Below are 17,775 nucleotides of genomic sequence, written 5' to 3'. Positions count from 1 at the left end.
GGGGTCCGCCTTCCAGCTTCGTTGCCACAGACTTGTCTCGAAATGTAACACGTTCTAGTTTAGAGCCGTGGCCCTCAACATCGCCGATCTCGCCGAGCACGCCATCGACGCCGTGCCTGACCGTGTCGCCCTCATCTCGGGCGACGAGAAGCTGACCTACGCCGAGCTGGAGGAGAAATCCAACCGGCTGGCGCACTACCTCATCGACCAGGGCGTCCAGAAGGACGACAAGGTCGGTTTGTACTGCCGGAATCGCATCGAGATCGTCATCGCGATGCTCGGCATCGTCAAGGCCGGCGCCATCCTGGTCAACGTCAACTTCCGCTATGTCGAGGGCGAGTTGAAATACCTCTTCGACAACTCCGACATGGTCGCGCTCGTGCACGAGCGCCGCTACGCCGACCGGGTCGCCAACGTGCTGCCCGAAACGCCGAACGTCACAACCATCCTGGTCGTGGAGGACGGAACCGACGAGGACTACCAGCGGTACGGCGGCGTGGAGTTCTACGCCGCGCTGGCGCAGGGCTCCCCGGAGCGTGACTTCGGCCCGCGCAGCGAGGACGACATCTACCTGCTCTACACCGGCGGCACCACCGGTTTCCCCAAGGGGGTGATGTGGCGCCACGAGGACATCTACCGAGTTCTCTTCGGCGGCACCGACTTCGCCACCGGTGAGCCGATCGCCGATGAGTACGGTCTGGCCAAGCAGGCGGCCGAGAGCGGACCGATGGTCCGCTACCCGATCCCGCCGATGATCCACGGTGCGACGCAGTCGGCCACCTGGATGGCGTTGTTCTCGGGCCAAACCACGGTGCTGGTGCCGGAATTCGACGCCGATTCGGTGTGGCGCACCATTCACGAACACAAGGTGAACCTGCTGTTCTTCACCGGCGACGCAATGGCGCGCCCACTGCTGGACGCGCTGCTCGCGCACCAGGACGCAGGCAACGAATACGACCTGAGCTCACTGTTCCTGCTCGCCAGCACCGCGGCGCTGTTCTCCACCAGCATCAAGGAGAAGTTCCTCGAGCTACTGCCCAACCGCATCATCACCGACTCCATCGGTTCCTCGGAGACCGGCTTCGGCGGAACCAGCATCGTGGCCAAAGGGGAGTCGCACACCGGTGGGCCGCGGGTGACGATCGACAAGAACACCGTCGTGCTCGACGAAGACGGCAACGAGGTCGAGCCGGGCTCGGGCAAGCGCGGCATCATCGCCAAGCGAGGCCACATTCCGGTCGGCTACTTCAAGGACGAGAAGAAGACCGCCGAGACGTTCAAGACGATCAACGGCGTGCGGTACGCCATTCCCGGTGATTACGCCGAGGTCGAGGCCGACGGCACCGTGACCATGCTGGGCCGCGGGTCGGTCTCGATCAACAGCGGCGGCGAGAAGATCTATCCCGAAGAGGTCGAAGCCGCGCTCAAGGGCCACCCCGATGTGTTCGACGCGCTGGTGGTCGGCGTGCCCGACCCCCGGTTCGGCCAGCACGTCGCGGCCGTGGTTCATCCGCGCGAAGGCACCCGGCCCACACTGGCCGACCTCGATGCGTTCGTGCGCCGCGAGATCGCGGGATACAAGGTGCCACGCAGCCTCTGGCTCGTCGACGAGGTGAAACGGTCACCGGCGGGCAAACCCGACTACCGGTGGGCCAAGGACGTCACCGAAGAGCGTCCCGCCGACGAAGTCCACGAAAAGCACGCGGCGACAAGCTCCTAGACAGGGATGACCATGAGAACCGACCTCTGCGATCGCTTCGGCATCGAGTATCCGATCTTCGTCTTCACCCCGTCGGAGAAGGTGGCCGCCGCGGTCACCAAGGCCGGCGGCCTCGGCGTGCTGGGATGTGTGCGCTTCAACGACGCCGACGACCTGGAGAACGTCCTGCAGTGGATGGACGCCAACACCGACGGCAAGCCGTACGGCGTGGACATCGTGATGCCCGCCAAGGTCCCGACCGAGGGCACCTCCGTGGACATCAACAAGCTGATTCCGGCCGAGCATCGTGAGTTCGTCGACAAGACACTCGCCGACCTCGGTGTGCCCCCGTTGGCCGAGGATGAGGAGCGCTCGGAAGGCGTTCTGGGATGGTTGCATTCGGTCGCGCGCAGCCACGTCGAGGTAGCGCTCAAACACCCGATCAAGCTGATCGCCAACGCGCTCGGCTCGCCGCCCAAGGACGTCATCGACCAGGTCCACGAGGCCGGTGTTCCGGTTGCCGCGTTGGCTGGTTCACCCAAACACGCGCTGCGGCACGTGGAGAACGGCGTGGACATCGTCGTCGCCCAGGGGCACGAGGCCGGTGGTCATACCGGTGAGATCGGATCGATGGTGCTGTGGCCCGAGATCGTCGACGCGCTGGATGGCCGGGCGCCGGTGTTGGCTGCCGGGGGGATCGGCACCGGACGTCAGGTTGCCGCGGCGCTGGCCCTTGGCGCCCAAGGAGTTTGGATGGGATCGGCGTTCCTGACCTCGGCCGAATACGACCTCGGTGTCAAGCTGGAGTCCGGCCGCTCGGTGATCCAGGAAGCCATGCTCAACGCCACCTCCGCAGACACCGTGCGGCGGCGGATCTACACCGGAAAGCCGGCCCGCCTGCTCAAGAGCCGCTGGACCGACGCCTGGGATGCCGACGGCGCTCCCGAGCCGCTCCCGATGCCGCTGCAGAACATCCTCGTCAGCGAGGCCCACCAGCGGATGAGCGAGTCCAGCGATCCGACCGCGGTCGCGATGCCGGTCGGACAGATCGTCGGCCGGATGAACGAGATCCGTCCCGTCGCCGAGATCATCGCCGAGTTGGTCAGCGGGTTCGACGAAGCCTCGAAGCGATTGGACGCTATCCGCGGCGGCTGAGCGGGCGTATAACAGCAGTGTGAACGGTGCCCAATCCCTGCTGACCACGCTCGTCGGTCACGGCGTCGACGTATGTTTCGCCAACCCGGGTACATCGGAGATGCACTTCGTGGCGGCTCTGGATGCGGTGCCGCAGATGCGGGGTGTGCTGGCCCTGTTCGAGGGTGTGGCGACCGGCGCGGCCGACGGGTACGCACGGATGGCCGGCAGGCCGGCGGCGGTGCTGCTGCACCTGGGCCCCGGGCTGGGAAACGGTCTGGCGAATCTGCACAACGCGCGCCGGGCCCACGTGCCGATGGTCGTGGTCGTCGGTGATCACGCGACGTACCACAAGAAGTACGACGCCCCACTGGAATCCGATATCGACGCCCTCGCGCACAGCGTGTCGGGGTGGGTGCGCCGCACCCTGGACACCGCAGATGTCGCGGTCGACGCCGTCGATGCGGTGACCGCGAGCCGCAGCGGTGTGGTGGCGACGATGATCCTTCCCGCCGACGTGTCGTGGAGCGAAGGTGAGTTTCTCGACCCGTTCCCGGTCCGGCAACCCACGGTGAGCGTCGACGACGACGCGGTGCGCATCGCGGCGGACATCCTGAACTCCGGATCGCCGACGGTATTGCTGATCGGTGGTGACGCGACCCGCGGTGCCGGGCTGGCGGCCGCGGTCCGGATTGCCGAACGAACCGGGGCGAAAGTGCTGTGTGAGACGTTCCCGGCGCGGCTGCAGCGGGGTGCGGGAGTGCCCTCGGTCGAACGCCTGGCGTACTTCGCCGAAGCCGCCGAAGCTCAGCTTGCCGGAGCTGAACACCTCATCCTGGCAGGTGCGTCATCGCCGGTGTCGTTCTTCGCCTACCCGGGGCGGCCCAGCGATCTGGTGCCCACAGGCTGTGATGTACAGACTCTGGCAACATGTTCCGGTGCCGCGGCGGCGCTGGAGCACCTGGCCGACGAACTTGCGCCCGGAACAATGGCGTCGGGGGCGCCGCTGCTGCGGCCGGACCTTCCCTCCGGGGCCCTCACCGCGTTCTCGGCCGCTGCGGTGATCGGTGCGCTGGTACCCGAGGGTGCCGTGCTCGTCGACGAATCCAACACCGCCGGGGTCGGCGTGGCCGCCGCCTCCGCGGGCGCCCCGGCTCACGACGTGCTGACACTGACCGGGGGTGCGATCGGCTACGGCATTCCGGCGGCGGTCGGCGCCGCGATCGCCGCGCCCGGACGCCCGGTGCTGTCGCTGCAGGCCGACGGCTCGGCGATGTACACGATCTCGGCGCTGTGGACCCAGGCCCGAGAGAAGCTCGACGTCACGACCGTGATCTTCGGCAACGGAGCCTACGACATCCTTCGCATCGAACTTGAGCGCGTCGGCGCGGCACATGCGGCAACGCCGGGCCCCCGTGCTCAGCAACTGCTCGATCTCGGATGTCCGGCAATTGATTTCGTGAAAATCGCGGAAGGTATGGGTGTCCCGGCCCGACGCGTCACGACCGCCCAGGATCTGGCGGCCGCACTGATCGATGCGTTCGCCGAACCCGGACCGCATCTGATCGAGGCCGTGGTGCCCTCACTCGTGTCCGATTCGTTCAAGACCGCGCCGGGCGACGGACCGTAACGTCGGCGGTATGAACATCCGCCCCACCTCCGCCGCCATCGAAATCGTTGCCGCCGACCTGACACGCTCGTTGGACTTCTACCGCCTCCTCGGTCTCGAGATCCCGCAGACCGACGCCCCACACGTCGAAGTCGAACTGCCCGGCGGCAACCGGCTGCTGTTCGACACCGAGGACACCATCGCCGGGATGCATCCGGGATGGACCCCGCCCGCCACGGCGGGACGCGTGGTGCTCGCCTTCGGCCTCGGTTCGCCGTCCGACGTCGATGCGGTGTTCGCGCGGCTGACGGACGCCGGCCACAAGGGTGCGCTGGAGCCGTTCGACGCTCCGTGGCGGCAGCGCTATGCGACCGTGCTCGACCCGGACGGGACCTCGGTCGACCTGTTCGCGCCGCTGGCCAGCTGACTGGCGGTGATCCCGGCAAGCGCGCTCACCTGTCGTGACAGGTGTGCCTGGTCTGCGTAGCCGACCGCATGCGCGGTGTCGGCGACCGGCCGGCCCGCACGCAACAGGTCAACTGCCCGCCGGAACCGCAGTATCCGACGCAACGTGGCGGGGCCATACCCGTAGACGGCCCCACACTGGCGCTGCAAACTCCTTGCCGAACAACCGATCTCATCGGCGACCGAGCGCACCGAAGCGCCGGCGGCGAAACGCGACGTGACGTGGGCGAGTTGACTCACCGGCCACGGCGCGGCCTCGGTGCCGGCTTCCCCGCCCAACATCGTTTTCGTCGCCGCCATCAGCGACCGGCCCGCCGTCTCGGGCCGCACGGCATCCAGTGCGATGCGGGCCCCGTGGAAATGGCTGGCTGGGACGCCGAGCAGCCGCGGCAGCGCGCCCGGGCGGAACCGGATACCCGTGGCCGCCCCCCAGGTTGGCTCGCTGAGGTACGCGACGGTGTCCGGTCCTGCGATCACCACCGTGCCATTCATCGCGATGAGGTCCATGCATCCGTCCGGAAGAATGCGGCCGGAGTCTGCCGCGTCAGTGACCCACACACATTCTGCGAGGTCGCGCAGCGACCCCGGGGCCGGCAGCTCGCGGTAGCTCACCACCCCGACCGTACCCCCGACGGCTACTGCGGCGTGATGACCGTCTCGTCGTCGATGGCGATGGTGGCCGGACCCAGGATGTCGATCTGCTCTTCCAGGCCGTCGGCGTTGAGCTGCAGCACATACCAGGATCCGTCGCTGCCGGGGATGACCACTGTCTTCTGCGCAGCGACCTTGGTCACGCCGTCCTGGACCCAGGTCCCGCCGAGCTGATAAGCCGGGAAGTCTCCGAGTGTGGTGACCTTGCCGTCGCTCATCGGGGTCCAGCCGGGCAGGTTTGTCGCTTCACCGGCTGCGGCGTCGAGCACTGCCTGCGGGTCGACGTCACCGACCAGCTTGGACACCAGCGCCACGACGCTCGGCGAGTACTCGGCGGCTTCCGGCCCGGTGTAGATGATGGCGCCGTAGGCCCATTCGGGGGTGTCGGCGCCGGCGTCCTGCCACCCCTCGGGGGTCGGCAGGTCGATGATCGGTGCACCCGGGTCACCTCGTTTGACCTGGGTCTCCTGAATGCCGTTCTCGGCGATGTAATCGGCGATGGTGCGTGCGGGCCCCTCGGGGGCCGCCTGGCGCGGAGCGACCCGACTGGTCTCCGGTGCCCCGGCCTGCGCCGACGTGGTCGCCTCGGCGGACGCGGTGACGGATTCCGCGGAAGCGGTCTCGCCGCTACCGCTGGTCGACTGCGTGCATCCCGTCGCGATGACGGCCACCGCCGCGGCGATCGCGACGGCGTGGGTGACTGCCGTGAGCTGCATGGCTGAACTCCTGACGGTGCGAGTGTCGTTGTTCAGCGAAGCGTAGATCAAGATCGAGGTTCGGCTCGGTGAGTAGAGCTACCCGGCGGTCATTTCCTGGCCGCCAGGTTCGCCGCGACCTCTTGCTGCCACAGATCGTAGGCATGAGTGGTGTCGACCTCCTGCTCATAGCGGTCGGTCATGTCCGGTGCCACATCGGCGCGGTCGACGTAGAACTGCTGATACCAGCGGCGGTGCTGGTACACCGGCCCGTCCTCCTCCGTCAGCAGCGGGTTCTCGATCGGGGACTTGTTCTTCCAGATCTCGACGTCTTCGAGGAAGCCTTCGCCGAAGGACTTGTTCATCGCCGCTGCCAGCTTGGCCGCCTTGTCGGCGGGCAGGCTCGGCATCTCCTGAACCGCCACGCCCCACTGCAACATGAACGAGTTGTGGGTGACGGGGTAGTGGCAGTTGATCAACGCCACTTCCACGGTGAAGCCGGGGGCCAGATCGTTGTGCAGCCAATTGATCATGTACGCCGGGCCGAAGTACGTCGCCTCGGAGCGCAGATATGTTCCTTCCCAGAGCTTCTCGGGGTTCGCGGTGAAATCCGGCCTCGGCTTGGATTCCATGAACTGGCTGGCGGTGTGACCCTCGATGACGTTCTTGAAGTAGGTCGGGTAGGCGTGGTGGATGTAGAAGAAATGCGCCATGTCGACGTTGTTGTCGACGATCTCGCGGCAATGCGCGCCCTCGATCAGGATTGAACTCCACTGCCACGGCGACCAGCGGCCCGCGTCATAGCCCTCGATGGTCGGGGGGATGAGCTCCGTCGCCGGTGCGGAACCCTCGGGGTCGTGCCAGACCAGCAACTGACCGTTCACCTCGGTGGTGTGCCAGGCGCGGGTGCGGGCCAGCCGTGGGGTGCGTTTGGCGTACGGCACCAGGGTGCATCTGCCATCCCCGCGCCAGCGCCAGTCATGGAACGGGCAGGCCACCTCGTCACCCTTGACCGTGCCCTGAGCGAGGTTGCCGCCCATGTGCCGGCAGTAGCCGTCGAGGACCTGGAGTTCGCCCCGCGAGTCGGCGAAGACGACCAACATGGTCCCGAACGCGTCGATGCCGTGCGGCTGCCCGTCGCGGAAGGACTCCGCGAGCCCGAGACAGTGCCAACCACGGGCGAACCGGGTCATCGCCTGCCCGGTGTCGATGTCGCGGACGGTCTCGCCGCCGGGATTGCTCATGACTTCGATCCTCTCGCCATGTCCAGCACCGCCAGGTGGCTGAAAACCATGCTGGTGCCGATCGGGTTACCGCCACCGGGATAGGTGGTGCCGCTGGGAGCGGCCATCGTGTTGCCTGCCGCATACAGTCCGCGAATCACAGTGTCCGCTCGATCGAGCACCCGCGCCACCGGATCGGTGCGCAAACCCCCCTTGGTCCCCAGATCGGAGACACCGAACGCGGCCGCGTGAAACGGGCCCTTCTCTATTGCGTACAACGGGGGCGCACCGCCGGAGAACGCACGATCGTACGGTTCGTCGCCACGACCGAAATCCGGGTCCACCCCGTCACGCACGAACTGGTTGTACCGCGCCACGGTCTGCACCAGATTCTGTGGCACAACGTCGATCGCCACCGCCAGCTCCTCCAGCGTGTCGGCGGACCGCCACAGCCCGGCCGACACGTACTGCTCGGGTTCGGCCATCGACACATTGGTGGCCTTCACCGGCGGGACCAGTCCTTCGCTGTCGTCGTAGATCATCCAGAACGGCAGCGTGACGGTGCCCGCCGACATCGCGGCAAGGACGGCGCGCCCCAGACGGTCATAGGCCGCGGATTCGTTGACGAAGCGCTTGCCGAGATCATCGACGAAGATGCCCCCGGTGAACCACAACGCGAACGCCGAGGTGCCGTCGGGGTGAGTCAACCCGGGAGACCACCACGCCTGGTCCATCAGATCGGTATCAGCGCCCGCGGCGATGCCCGCCAGGTGGGCCAGTCCCCGGTTGCCCCAGGGCCCCATGGAGTCCCGGGATGCGCCGGGCACACCATAGCGGCTCCGCATGGCGTCGTTGTGCTCGAAACCCCCTGCGGCCAGGAGCACCCCGCGGCGGGTGCGGATCGCGGTGCGCCGCCCACGATGTTCGACGATCGCGCCGGTGACGACGCCGTCCTCGACGACCAACTCGGTCAGCGTGGTGTTCAGCCGCGCCGCCGCGTGCCGATAGCGGGCGGTGGCGGCGAGGAATCGGGCGATCAGGGCACGGCCGCCGACGAAGTAGTCCCCGGGCTGCGGATGGCCGAGCCGGTCGGCGTCCAGCGGCCCACGGACGAGTTCGCGCAGCTGTGGCGCGGCAGCGACCTTGAGCGGCTTGGCAGCGATGTGACGCATCCCGTCGGCGCGGGCCTTGGGTGCGCTGCCGAAGTAGTCAGGCCACGGCAGCAGCGAGAACCTGAGCAATTCATCGGATTCCAGGTACTCGATCAGCGGCGCACCGCCGCGCACATAGGCCTCCTGCAGGGCCCGCGGGGTGCGGTCCCCGACCACCGCGGCGTAGTACTGCAACGCGTCATCGACGGTGTCGTCGGCTCCGGCCCGCATCAGGACGGGGTTGCAGGGGAACCACATCCCGCCGCCGCCGGAATAGGCGGTGGTGCCGCCGAATTTGTCGGTAGCCTCCACCATGATCACCGCGAGACCTTCCCGTGCCGCGGTGTAGGCGCCGGTGACCCCGCCGGCGCCCGAACCTGCCACCAGCACATCGGTCGTCTCGTCCCAGTGGGTGACATGGTCTTCGCGCAAGCGCTCATCCGGTACATGGTCTTCGCGCAAGCGCTCATCCGGCGACGACATCGGGATTCCTTCCGTACCCACCGAACTCCGCGTCCAGGGCCTCGCGGTCGGCGGCCGTCATCAGTCGATACTGCGGGCGCCCTCGACCCGCCCACCGGTACACCGACTCGTCCGTGTGCCAGCGTTGCGCCTGCAGGTCACGCTTGAGAACCTTGTTCGAACCCGTGGCCGGCAACTTCGCCGAGATGCGCAAGAGTCGCGGAAACCCCTTGGCGCCCAGATCATCTTCCTCCGAAAGAAATGACGTGAAAGCGTCCACATCAAAAGACTCGGGGTCGGCGACCTCGATGGCGGCCATCACCTGGTCACCGGATCTCGGATCCGGCACGCCGTATACGGCCGCGGCGATCACCCCGCGGTGGCGACGCAGCACCCGCTCGATGGTCAGCGCCGAGGTGTTCTCGCCGTCGACGCGCAGCCAGTCCCCGCGGCGCCCGGCGAAATACAGGTATCCGGCACTGTCGAGGTAACCCAGATCACCGGTCCAGTACCAGCCGTTGCGGACCCGCTCGGCGTCGGCGGCGTCATTGTTGTAATAGCCCTCGAAGTCGCGGGCCCCGCGACGGTCGACGATCTCACCGATCGCCGCGTCGGGGTTGGTCACCTTGCCCCCGTCGTCGAGAACTGCGGTCGCACAGACACGCAACGTGTCGGGGTGCACGACGACGACATCGGGGTGGGCTGGCCGACCCAATGCCGACGGGGGTGCGGAAGGATCAGGAGTGGCGACAGCACCGCCCTCGCTGGAGCCGTAGCCTTCGAACAACTCGGCCCCGAAACGGCGACGGAACTCCGTCTGGTCCTCCGGCGACGCCTCGGTGCCGAACCCGCGCCGCAGCGGATTGGCTGCGTCGTCCACCCGCTCCGGGGTCGCCATCAGGTACCCGAGGGCTTTGCCGACGTAGGTGAAGAACGTCGCCCCGAAAAACCGTACATCGCAGAGAAACCGGGACGCCGAGAATGTCGGCGTGAGGCACACCGTCGCACCGTTGGCCAGTGCCGGCGCCCACAGCGCCATGATCGCGTTGCCGTGGAACAACGGCATGCAGCAGTAGTCGACGTCACCGCGGTGGTGGCCGAACTTGTCGGTGGCGGCGTAGGCAATGCGTGCCAGACGCCCCTGACTGCACTTGACCGCTTTCGACGTCCCCGTCGTACCGGAGGTGAAAAGCAAGAGCAGCAACGAGGTTTCGTCAACCCCGGGCGTGGCGGACGGCTCACGTCGGTGGGTTGTGAGTAGGTGCTGGTAGCCCGGGTCGTCGACGCGCAGCACCCGATCGGAGGGCACCCCGTGGTCGAGGTGTCGCAGCCGGTCGGCGCCCGCGGAGTCGGTGACGAGCAGTGAGCAGTCCGCATGCCGGATGTCGGCGGTCAGATCCGCCGATCCGCGGGTCGGGTTCAGGCCGACGACGGTGGCGCCGCCCAGAGCGGCCGCCCCGAGCCAGAACACAAAATCGGGGACGTTCTCCAGCAGCACACCGATATGCAGCCGCCCCGGCTTCCCGTCGCGCAGTGCGGCCCCCAACGATGCCCGCGCCGCGGATTCGCGCACCACCTGGTCCCAGGTCCAATCCTGCTCTCGGGTGCGCAACCCCAGGTGCTGATCGCCGACTCGGTCGAGCAGCATGGTCGCGACATCGGAGCGCCGATCGGTCATGGCCCGCTGATCTTGTGAACGGGGTCGGCGCATTCGGTGGCCTCGGCGGAGAGTTGACGCTTGAGAATCTTGAACGTCTCGGTGCGGGGCAGCGACGTGGCAGTGCGCACGTACCTGGGCCACTGCTTCGGTCCCAGGTCGTGTTGTTCGGACAGGAACCTGCTGAAAGCCTCGGGGTCGAATTCAGTGCCCGTGGGAAGTACCAGTGCGGCCATCACCTGATCGCCGACCGCGGGATCAGGGATCGGGTACACGGCGGCCTCGGTGACATCGGGATATCGCATCAGGATCCGCTCGATCGGGGCGGTGCCGAGGTTCTCCCCGTCGACCCGCATCCAGTCGCCGAGGCGCCCGGCGAAGTATGCGAAACCGTGGTCGTCCCGGTAAGCCAGGTCCCCGCTGTGGTAAACGCCTCCACGCATACGCTCGGCTTCGGCGTCGGGGTCCCGGTAGTAGCCGCGGAACTGGCCGGGCCCGTCGGCGTTGACCAGTTCTCCGACCACTCCCGGCGGGCATTCGGCACCGGTGTCGACGTCGACGATCGTCACGCCGCCGACCAGTGGGCCCAGCGCCCCGTCCGGAGTGTCGGGGGTGCGGGCGATGGACACACCGCCCTCGCTGGAGCCGAACCCGTCGACCACCGTCACGCCGAAGCGTTCGGCGAACCGGGTCAGGTCCCGCGGTGCGCCTTCGTTGCCGTAGGCGATCCGCAGCGGATTGTCGGCATCGTCGGGCTGCTCGGGCGTGGCCAGGATGTAGGACAACGGCTTGCCTACGTAGTTGGCGTACGTCGCACCGAACCGGCGGACGTCGTCGAAGAACTGCGACGCGGAGAACTTGCGACGCAACGCGATCGACGCACCCGCGGCCACCGCGGGAGCCCAGCCGGCCATGATCGCGTTGGAGTGGAACAGCGGCATCGACAGATAGCAGGTGTCCGCCGGTCCGAGCTCGAAGCGCTGGGCGATCATGAGCCCCGGGAACGCCACCTTCTCGTGGGTGCACCGCACCGCCTTCGGGTCGCCGCTGGTTCCCGAGGTGAAGATCAGCATGAACAGATCGTCGGGATCGGCAGGCCGGAATCCGACGGCGGCGCCGGCATGGGCGGCCAGTTCATCGGTGAACGAGCGAGATTCGACGTTCACCGATGCGATGCCGGCCTGGTCGCCGGCCCGGTCGGAAAGCACCAGTTGGCAGTCGGCATGGTCGATATCGCGTTGCAGGGCGGCGCCGCGGCGAGTCGGGTTCAGCCCGACCGGCACGATGCCCGACAGCGCCGCCGCGACCAGTACCGTGCCGAAGAACGGCGTGTTGCCCAGCAGCACCCCGACATGCGGCGGAAGGTCCGGATCGAAGCGGGCCCGCAACGCGGCGGCCAGCGCGGCGCCGTCACGGATGTGGTCGCGCCAGCTGGTGAACGACACCAGCCCGGTCTCGGGATCGACCGCGTACACCCCGCGGTCGTCGACCTCGGCGAGGTCCGCCAGCATCGACGAGACAGTGGCCACCGCGCGTGCAGTTCAGGCCGGGGTGTCGGCCAGCTCGCGGCCGATTCGCAGCAACTGGCCGGTGGCGCCCCCGACTGCGAACTCGGTCTGCTTGGCAGCCAGGAAGTACCGATGCACGGGATGGTCGGTGTCGATGCCGACGCCCCCGTGCACATGCACCGCGGTGTGGGCCACCCGGTGACCGGCCTCGGCCGCCCAGAATGCCGCGCTGGCGACATCGATGTCGGCGGGCAAGTCCTCGGAGAGTCGCCACGCTGCCTGGGTCACCGTCAGCCGCAACCCCTTGACGTCGATGTAACCGTCGGCCAGGCGTGACGACACCGCCTGGAAGCTGCCGATCGGACGGTCGAACTGCTCACGTTCGCGGGCGTAGCCGGCCGTGAGCTCCAGTGCCCGCTCCAGCACTCCGAGCTGAAAGGCGCTGCGGCCGAGGGCATGGCGGGTGACGAGCCAATCGAGCACCTCGGAGCCCCCCACCCGGCGGTCCGGCCCCACGGTGACTCCCGCCAGGGCCAGCGCGGCCACACTTCCGTGCCCGGTGGTGTCCAGGGCAGTGACAGTCAATCCCTCGTCGCCGGCGCGGACGAGGAAAACCGCGGTGCCGGCGTCGGTTTCGGCCGGCACCAGGAATGCGTTGGCATTCGTGCCGAAGGCGACCTGGGTTCTGGTCCCGGTCAAGCTGACATCGTCACCCGACGCCTGAGCCAGCACCGGCCCCTCACCCATCTCCCCGTCGAGTGCCACGGCAAGTACCTTCTCGCCCGTGATCGCCGGTTTCGCCCAGTCCTGCTGTAGACCGTCGGGACCGAATCGTGCGAGTGCGCCCGCCGCGAGCACCACCGACTCCAGATAGGGGACCGCCGAGAGTTGGCGTCCGAGTGCGACCAGTACCGCGACTTCCTCGAGCGGGCCGAAACCTCCGCCGCCCAAGGACTCCGGGGAGGTGGTGGACAGGATGTCGGCATCGATCAGCTTGCGCCACAGGTCCCGGTCGAAGCGCCCCCCGGCGTCCGGCCCCAGAGCGTCGAGCTCACGCTGATGCTCGGGCGTGCACACCGACTCGGTGATGGTACGGACCAGGCCGCCGAGGTCGTCACTGGCTTCCGTCGTCGTGAAATCCATGTCTCTGGGATCCTCTACCGGTTCACTCGGGGCAGGCCGAGCGCGACCATGCCGATGATGTCACGTTGAATCTCATTGGTGCCGCCGCCGAAGGTCAGGATCAGGCACGATCGGTGCATCCTTTCGATACGCCCGCGCAGCAGCGCGCCAGGCGAATCGGTCCGCAGCGTCGCGGCGGTGCCGAGCACCTCCATCAGCAGCCGGTAGGCCTCGGTGGCGAGCTCGGTGCCGTACACCTTGGCCGCCGAGGCGTCGGCCGGCGACGGGGCGCTGTCCGTCGCCGAGGCGAGTTCCCAGTTGATCAGCTTGAGCACCTCGGCCTTGGCGTGCACCCTGGCCAGGTTCAGCTGCACCCACTCGGAGTCGATCAGCCGTTTTCCGCGCACGTCCTTGGTGTTCTGCGCCCACTCCCGGACGCCGTTGAGTGCCACGTAGATCGGCTGAGCCGAAACCAACGCGACCCGTTCGTGGTTGAGCTGGTTGGTGACCAGCTTCCATCCACCGTTCTCCTCGCCGACCAGGGCCGACTTCGGTACCCGTACGTCCTGGTAGTAGGTGGCGCTGGTGTCGACACCGGACATCGTGTGCACCGGCGTCCACGAGAATCCCTCGGCGGTGGTCGGCACGATCAGCATCGAGATGCCGCGGTGCTTCTTGGCTTCGGGGTTGGTGCGCACGGCCAGCCACACGTAATCGGCATAGGCGATGAGGCTGGTCCACATCTTCTGGCCGTTGATCACGTAGTCGTCGCCGTCGTGGACCGCGCTGGTCCGCAGCGCCGCCAGGTCGGTGCCCGCGCCCGGCTCGGAGTATCCGATCGAGAAATGCAGCTCGCCGGCGGCGATCTTGGGCAGGAAGAACTTCTTCTGCTCCTCGGTGCCGAAGTGCATGATCGTGGGCGCCACGCTGTTGATCGTCAGGAACGGCACCGGCACGTTGGCGATCGCGGCCTCGTCGTTGAAGATCAGCCCGTCCATCGGGGGACGGGCCTGACCGCCGAACTCGGTCGGCCACGACAGCGTCAGCCAGCCGTCCTTGCCCATCTGGGCCACGGTCTCGCGGTACACGTTGCCGCGGCCCATCTCGCCGTCGTTGGACGCGAGCGCCTCGGCGCGCTCGGGTGTCATGAGCTTGGCGAAGTACGCCCGCAATTCGCGACGTAGCTCCTCCTGTTCAGGGGTGTAGCCGATCCGCATCGCGTCGTCCTCACTTGTCTGCGAGCCTTGGTTCGAGGTGCCGTCCTGGAAGCCGTGGCATACCTCGGGTGTTCCCCGGTTGTAACACGTTCTAGTCTTGGGGTCCAGGGCGGTGTCACACTGTGTGCCCGACAGAATCGGACCAACAGCCCGGACCGATAGGAGGATCTGATGCGAGTGGAAGTGGACCGCGACCGTTGCGAAGGCAACGCGGTGTGTGTGGGAATAGCCCCGGACCTGTTCGACCTCGACGACGAGGACTATGCGGTCGTCAAGGCCGACCCGGTCCCCGCGGCCGAGGAGGCGGTGGCCGAACAGGCGATCGCCGAGTGCCCCCGCGCAGCCCTGATCCGACACGACTAGAGGTATTAATAAGTTGACCGAAACCGATCTGTCCGGCCGCGTCGCCGTCGTCACCGGGGCCGCCGCCGGCCTCGGCCGCGCCGAAGCCATCGGACTCGCCAAGGCGGGCGCCACTGTTGTCGTCAACGACATCGCAGCGGCGCTGGACAAATCCGACGTCCTCGACGAGATCGCGTCGGCGGGTGTCAAGGGTGTCGCCGTCGCGGGCGACATCAGCCAGCGCTCCACCGCCGACGAACTGGTCGAAACCGCCGACGGTCTGGGCGGTCTGGGGATCGTGGTCAACAACGCGGGCATCACCCGGGACCGCATCCTGTTCAACATGACCGACGAGGAGTGGGATGCGGTCATCGCGGTGCACCTGCGCGGGCATTTCCTGCTGACCCGGAATGCGGCCACGTACTGGCGCGCGAAGGCCAAGGCCGGCGGTGAGGGCGGAGCCGGCCAGGTCTACGGCCGGATCATCAACACGTCGTCAGAGGCGGGCCTGTCCGGCCCGGTGGGACAGCCCAACTACGGTGCCGCCAAAGCCGGCATCACGGCGCTGACACTGTCGGCCGCCCGCGCGCTGGGCCGCTTCGGGGTGCGCGCCAACGCGATCGCGCCCAGGGCGCGCACCGCGATGACGGCCGGCGTGTTCGGAGACGCGCCCGAGCTGCCGGACGGTGTCGTGGACCCGTTGTCGCCGGACCACGTGGTCAACCTGGTGCGGTTCCTGGCCTCTCCGGCATCCGAAGCGGTCAACGGACAGCTCTTCATCGTCTATGGTCCGACCGTAACCCTGATCGCGGCGCCGACGGCTGAGCGGCAGTTCAGCGCCGACGGTGACGAATGGGATCCGGCAGCGCTGTCCGACACATTGCAGAACTACTTTGCTGACCGCGATCCGGAACGGAGTTTCTCGGCCGTGATGGGGCTGGGAGACCCAGACTGACAGTCTCGGTTGTCAACGGCGTCAGTTAATTAGAACACGTTCTAGAATGATCTGCATCACAGTGGCTTTGACCAGCGTAAATAAAGTAAATAGATCGGTTTTGCCCGATCTTTGACACTGCGAACACGTTCTAGTTAATATGATCCGGCCACCTAAGAGCAGCGCGTGTCCACGGGGTGGGATCACGACGGCGGCAGCCGGCATCAAGTTCCTCGCCATTGTTCGCCACCGGTCGTTTCTCCCGAGCCCCCCGTCCCGAGAACGGAGCCGAGGTTGATCGAACAGCTTGCGGCGCCGGCGCGGGCCGTGGGCGGGTTCGTCGAGATGTCCTTGGACACGTTCGTCAAGACTTTCCGTCGACCCTTCCAGTTCCGGGAATTTCTCGAGCAGACCTGGATGATCGCGCGGGTGTCGCTGGTGCCGACCCTGCTGGTCGCCATCCCCTTCACGGTGTTGGTGGCGTTCACGCTCAACATCCTGCTGCGTGAGATCGGCGCCGCGGATCTCTCCGGCGCGGGGACCGCGTTCGGCACCATCACCCAGCTCGGCCCGGTCGTGACGGTGCTCGTCGTCGCGGGCGCGGGTGCGACGGCGATCTGCGCGGATCTCGGCGCCCGCACCATCCGCGAGGAGATCGACGCGATGCGGGTGCTCGGCATCGACCCGATCCAACGCCTGGTGGTCCCGCGGGTGCTGGCCTCCACCTTCGTCGCGCTACTGCTCAACGGACTGGTCTGCCTGATCGGTCTGGCCGGCGGCTACGTGTTCTCGGTATTTCTGCAGGGGGTGAACCCGGGCGCGTTCATCAACGGGCTCACCGTGCTGACCGGTCTCGGTGAGCTGGTGCTCGCCGAGATCAAGGCCCTGTTGTTCGGCGTCGTCGCAGGCCTGGTGGGCTGCTACCGGGGCCTGACCGTCAAGGGCGGCCCGAAAGGTGTCGGGAACGCGGTCAACGAGACCGTGGTCTACGCGTTCATCTGTCTGTTCGTGATCAACGTGATCATGACGGCGGTCGGGGTCAGGGTGCTGTCATGAGCTACGACGCCACCGTCCGGTTCCGCAGACTGTTCCGGTTCTTCCCGCGCATCGTCGACACCGTGGGCGAGCAGGCGCTCTTCTACGGTGAGACGTTCCGCTACGTCCCCAACGCGTTGACCCGCTACCGCAAGGAGACAATCCGGCTCATCGCCGAGATGTCCATGGGTACCGGTGCACTCGTCATGATCGGTGGCACCGTCGGGGTGGCGGCGTTCATGACGCTGGCATCGGGCGGTGTCATCGCGGTACAGGGTTACTCATCGCTGGGCAACATCGGCATCGAGGCGCTCACCGGCTTCCTGTCGGCGTTCCTCAACGTCCGCATCGTGGCGCCGGTGATCGCCGGTATCGCACTGGCGGCCACGATCGGTGCCGGCGCCACCGCGCAGCTGGGCGCCATGCGCGTCGCCGAGGAGATCGACGCGGTGGAATCGATGGCGGTGCACGCGGTCTCGTACCTGGTGTCGACCCGGCTGATCGCGGGTCTGATCGCCATCGTGCCGCTGTATGCGTTGTCGGTGCTGGCGGCATTCTTCGCCGCCAGGTTCACCACGGTCTACATCAACGGGCAGTCCGCCGGTCTGTACGACCACTACTTCAACACCTTCCTGATACCCAGTGACCTGCTGTGGTCATTCCTGCAGGCGATCGTGATGGCCATCGCGGTGATGCTCGTGCACACCTACTACGGCTACAACGCCTCGGGTGGTCCGGTCGGGGTGGGCATCGCAGTGGGACAAGCGGTTCGGACCTCCCTGATCGTCGTGGTGACGATCGTGTTGTTCATCTCCCTCGCCGTGTACGGCGCGTCAGGCAACTTCAACCTCTCGGGATAGGCAGGACAAGA

16 protein-coding genes are annotated in these 17,775 nt (G+C 67.2%); 8 read left to right on the top strand and 8 right to left on the bottom strand.

The window, feature by feature from the left end; genetic code table 11:
* Positions 1 to 67 precede the first annotated feature (67 nt).
* Genes ACNUDN_RS23730 through ACNUDN_RS23715 form a run of 4 tightly spaced genes read left to right on the top strand, consistent with a single transcriptional unit; the run spans position 68 to position 4,869 of the window.
* A complete protein-coding gene (locus ACNUDN_RS23730) occupies positions 68 to 1,720 on the top strand; it encodes an acyl-CoA synthetase (protein ID WP_419124175.1) in 1,653 nt (550 codons plus the stop codon).
* 12 nt (positions 1,721 to 1,732) lie between these two features.
* A complete protein-coding gene (locus ACNUDN_RS23725) occupies positions 1,733 to 2,854 on the top strand; it encodes an NAD(P)H-dependent flavin oxidoreductase (protein WP_419124174.1) in 1,122 nt (373 codons plus the stop codon).
* Between the two features lie 19 nt (positions 2,855 to 2,873).
* Positions 2,874 to 4,463: an acetolactate synthase large subunit gene (locus ACNUDN_RS23720; RefSeq protein WP_419124173.1), complete on the top strand. Its 1,590-nt coding sequence runs from the start codon at positions 2,874 to 2,876 to the stop codon at positions 4,461 to 4,463.
* Positions 4,464 to 4,473: 10 nt separating this feature from the next.
* Positions 4,474 to 4,869: a VOC family protein gene (locus ACNUDN_RS23715; RefSeq protein ID WP_419124172.1), complete on the top strand. Its 396-nt coding sequence runs from the start codon at positions 4,474 to 4,476 to the stop codon at positions 4,867 to 4,869.
* On the opposite strand, the gene ACNUDN_RS23710 is transcribed toward ACNUDN_RS23715, so the two are convergent.
* The 8 genes from ACNUDN_RS23710 to ACNUDN_RS23675 all read right to left on the bottom strand — a co-directional run bounded on the left by ACNUDN_RS23710 (position 4,806) and on the right by ACNUDN_RS23675 (position 14,593).
* The gene (locus ACNUDN_RS23710; protein ID WP_419124171.1) at positions 4,806 to 5,519 is read right to left on the bottom strand and encodes a helix-turn-helix domain-containing protein; all 714 of its coding nucleotides are present in this window, start codon (positions 5,517 to 5,519) and stop codon (positions 4,806 to 4,808) included. The genes ACNUDN_RS23715 and ACNUDN_RS23710 overlap by 64 nt on opposite strands.
* Before the next feature lie 23 nt (positions 5,520 to 5,542).
* On the bottom strand, positions 5,543 to 6,274 hold the full coding sequence (gene lpqN, locus ACNUDN_RS23705; RefSeq protein WP_419124170.1) for an envelope biogenesis lipoprotein LpqN: 732 nt from the start codon (positions 6,272 to 6,274) through the stop codon (positions 5,543 to 5,545).
* Between the two features lie 89 nt (positions 6,275 to 6,363).
* Positions 6,364 to 7,497, bottom strand: coding sequence for a 3-ketosteroid-9-alpha-monooxygenase, oxygenase component (locus ACNUDN_RS23700; protein WP_419124169.1), 1,134 nt, complete (start codon positions 7,495 to 7,497; stop codon positions 6,364 to 6,366).
* The gene (locus ACNUDN_RS23695; RefSeq protein WP_419124168.1) at positions 7,494 to 9,110 is read right to left on the bottom strand and encodes an FAD-binding protein; all 1,617 of its coding nucleotides are present in this window, start codon (positions 9,108 to 9,110) and stop codon (positions 7,494 to 7,496) included. The genes ACNUDN_RS23700 and ACNUDN_RS23695 overlap by 4 nt, the downstream gene beginning before the upstream one ends.
* Positions 9,094 to 10,767: a steroid-22-oyl-CoA synthetase gene (casI, locus tag ACNUDN_RS23690; RefSeq protein ID WP_419124167.1), complete on the bottom strand. Its 1,674-nt coding sequence runs from the start codon at positions 10,765 to 10,767 to the stop codon at positions 9,094 to 9,096. Before casI ends, ACNUDN_RS23695 begins: the two co-directional genes overlap by 17 nt.
* A complete protein-coding gene (gene fadD17 / locus ACNUDN_RS23685; protein ID WP_419124166.1) occupies positions 10,764 to 12,257 on the bottom strand; it encodes a long-chain-fatty-acid--CoA ligase FadD17 in 1,494 nt (497 codons plus the stop codon). The genes casI and fadD17 overlap by 4 nt, the downstream gene beginning before the upstream one ends.
* Before the next feature lie 30 nt (positions 12,258 to 12,287).
* Positions 12,288 to 13,397 carry an acyl-CoA dehydrogenase family protein gene (locus ACNUDN_RS23680; RefSeq protein WP_419124165.1) on the bottom strand — a complete coding sequence of 370 codons (1,110 nt, stop codon included), beginning with the start codon at positions 13,395 to 13,397 and terminating at the stop codon, positions 12,288 to 12,290.
* 14 nt (positions 13,398 to 13,411) lie between these two features.
* Positions 13,412 to 14,593: an acyl-CoA dehydrogenase family protein gene (locus ACNUDN_RS23675; protein ID WP_419124164.1), complete on the bottom strand. Its 1,182-nt coding sequence runs from the start codon at positions 14,591 to 14,593 to the stop codon at positions 13,412 to 13,414.
* A 171-nt stretch (positions 14,594 to 14,764) separates the two neighbouring features.
* Here ACNUDN_RS23675 and ACNUDN_RS23670 point away from each other — a divergent pair, with 171 nt between their 5' ends.
* The 4 genes from ACNUDN_RS23670 (at position 14,765) to ACNUDN_RS23655 (ending at position 17,764) form a co-directional block, all read left to right on the top strand.
* A complete protein-coding gene (locus ACNUDN_RS23670; RefSeq protein ID WP_419124163.1) occupies positions 14,765 to 14,956 on the top strand; it encodes a ferredoxin in 192 nt (63 codons plus the stop codon).
* Between the two features lie 13 nt (positions 14,957 to 14,969).
* Positions 14,970 to 15,890 carry a 3-oxoacyl-ACP reductase gene (locus ACNUDN_RS23665; RefSeq protein WP_419124162.1) on the top strand — a complete coding sequence of 307 codons (921 nt, stop codon included), beginning with the start codon at positions 14,970 to 14,972 and terminating at the stop codon, positions 15,888 to 15,890.
* A gap of 273 nt (positions 15,891 to 16,163) precedes the next feature.
* Positions 16,164 to 16,925 carry an MlaE family ABC transporter permease gene (locus ACNUDN_RS23660; RefSeq protein WP_419124161.1) on the top strand — a complete coding sequence of 254 codons (762 nt, stop codon included), beginning with the start codon at positions 16,164 to 16,166 and terminating at the stop codon, positions 16,923 to 16,925.
* Entirely contained in the window at positions 16,922 to 17,764 is an 843-nt protein-coding gene (locus ACNUDN_RS23655) for an MlaE family ABC transporter permease (protein WP_419124160.1), read from the top strand. Before ACNUDN_RS23660 ends, ACNUDN_RS23655 begins: the two co-directional genes overlap by 4 nt.
* The last annotated feature ends 11 nt before the right edge of the window (positions 17,765 to 17,775 follow it).

The organism is Mycobacterium sp. smrl_JER01, from assembly GCF_048513595.2.
In the GTDB taxonomy this organism is placed as follows: domain Bacteria; phylum Actinomycetota; class Actinomycetes; order Mycobacteriales; family Mycobacteriaceae; genus Mycobacterium.
The sequence above is the reverse complement of the archived record's forward strand: the minus strand, read 5'-3'. Positions and strand labels throughout refer to the sequence as shown.

What these genes read in the sequence shown, in the direction of transcription:
- ACNUDN_RS23725 (WP_419124174.1), top strand. Translation starts at nt 1,733, where the DNA reads ATGAGAACCGACCTCTGCGATCGCTTCGGCATCGAGTATCCGATCTTC.
- ACNUDN_RS23715 (WP_419124172.1), top strand. Translation starts at nt 4,474, where the DNA reads ATGAACATCCGCCCCACCTCCGCCGCCATCGAAATCGTTGCCGCCGAC.
- lpqN (WP_419124170.1), bottom strand. Translation starts at nt 6,274, where the DNA reads ATGCAGCTCACGGCAGTCACCCACGCCGTCGCGATCGCCGCGGCGGTG.
- ACNUDN_RS23700 (WP_419124169.1), bottom strand. Translation starts at nt 7,497, where the DNA reads ATGAGCAATCCCGGCGGCGAGACCGTCCGCGACATCGACACCGGGCAG.
- ACNUDN_RS23695 (WP_419124168.1), bottom strand. Translation starts at nt 9,110, where the DNA reads ATGTCGTCGCCGGATGAGCGCTTGCGCGAAGACCATGTACCGGATGAG.
- casI (WP_419124167.1), bottom strand. Translation starts at nt 10,767, where the DNA reads ATGACCGATCGGCGCTCCGATGTCGCGACCATGCTGCTCGACCGAGTC.
- fadD17 (WP_419124166.1), bottom strand. Translation starts at nt 12,257, where the DNA reads ATGCTGGCGGACCTCGCCGAGGTCGACGACCGCGGGGTGTACGCGGTC.
- ACNUDN_RS23680 (WP_419124165.1), bottom strand. Translation starts at nt 13,397, where the DNA reads ATGGATTTCACGACGACGGAAGCCAGTGACGACCTCGGCGGCCTGGTC.
- ACNUDN_RS23675 (WP_419124164.1), bottom strand. Translation starts at nt 14,593, where the DNA reads ATGCGGATCGGCTACACCCCTGAACAGGAGGAGCTACGTCGCGAATTG.
- ACNUDN_RS23670 (WP_419124163.1), top strand. Translation starts at nt 14,765, where the DNA reads ATGCGAGTGGAAGTGGACCGCGACCGTTGCGAAGGCAACGCGGTGTGT.
- ACNUDN_RS23655 (WP_419124160.1), top strand. Translation starts at nt 16,922, where the DNA reads ATGAGCTACGACGCCACCGTCCGGTTCCGCAGACTGTTCCGGTTCTTC.